This is a genomic window from Acidovorax sp. SRB_24, assembly GCF_012931925.1.
The window spans coordinates 1-697 of record NZ_MWOM01000184.1; the positions used below are offsets into that span (position 1 = coordinate 1).

A 697-nucleotide genomic window follows, 5' to 3' on the forward strand; every position below is an offset into this window, starting at 1 on the left:
GGCGTCTATACCGAGCTCCAGGCCGGCAGCTATTGCTTCATGGACGGCGACTATGCGGCCAACCTCCAGGAAGATGGTCAGCCATTCCGCACCTTCAGGCATTCCTTGTTCGTCCTAGCCTCCGTCATGAGCACCGCCAGGCCGGGGCTGGCGGTGCTGGACGCGGGGCACAAGGCCGTCGCCATCGAAAGAGGGCTACCGACCGTGTGGCAGCAACCAGATTTGCGCATTGTTTCGGCGGCGGACGAGCATGCGCGGATGGAGTATCCCGCAGGCCGCGCAACGCCAGAGATCGGGGAAAGACTGCGACTTATCCCCGGACACTGCGATCCCACGGTTGACCGTTTCGACTGGTATGTCTGCGTCAGGGCGGGCCGAGTGGAAAGCGTCTGGCCTATCACCGCCCGTGGAGGCATGCAATGAACACCAGCGGGGATACGGGCTGCCTCACCTTTTATCTGAGCCAGGGAATGACCACATGAAAATTTCGCCTCAATTTCTCTTGGGTGTCGCTGCGGCGCTGCTGGTCCCCGGGATCGCAAGCGCCCAATTGTCGACTTCGACGTGGCCTGCCAAACCCATCACCCTCATCGTCGACGCGGCGCCAGGCAGTTCGAACGACGCATTCGCACGTACCATCGGAAAGCGCCTGCATGAAACATTGGGTCAGCCCGTTGTGATCGACAACAAGCCCTCA

Annotated in this window: 2 pseudogenes; both read left to right on the forward strand. The window is 61.3% G+C overall.

The window, feature by feature from the left end:
- Nucleotides 1–423 (forward strand): annotated as a pseudogene (locus tag B2J89_RS21380) (DSD1 family PLP-dependent enzyme); the annotation flags it as partial.
- A gap of 55 nt (nucleotides 424–478) precedes the next feature.
- Nucleotides 479–697: pseudogene (locus tag B2J89_RS21385) on the forward strand (tripartite tricarboxylate transporter substrate binding protein); the annotation flags it as partial.